Here is a 217-nt window from a genome sequence, read left to right as displayed (position 1 = left end):
CTCCTATCAAAATTGGACTAACTGCAGATAGAGAGATCATATACGATAGAATAAATAAACGTGTAGATATTATGATGGAGAACGGCTTGTTAGAAGAAGCTAAAAATTTATTTAAATACAAACACTTAAACGCTTTACAAACTGTTGGTTACAAAGAATTATTTTTATACTTTACCAATGAAATATCTCTAGATTTTGCCATCGAAGAAATTAAAAA

1 protein-coding gene is annotated in these 217 nt (G+C 28.1%); it reads left to right on the top strand.

All coding sequences use genetic code 11. The features are described from left to right. Positions 1 to 5: 5 nt before the first annotated feature. The coding region (locus H2O73_RS24660) for a tRNA dimethylallyltransferase (RefSeq protein WP_497997528.1) at positions 6 to 217 on the top strand (212 nt) is incomplete at its 3' end.

The organism is Vibrio marinisediminis (assembly GCF_014050145.1).
GTDB classification, from domain to species: domain Bacteria; phylum Pseudomonadota; class Gammaproteobacteria; order Enterobacterales; family Vibrionaceae; genus Vibrio; species Vibrio marinisediminis.
The sequence above is the reverse complement of the archived record's forward strand: the minus strand, read 5'-3'. Positions and strand labels throughout refer to the sequence as shown.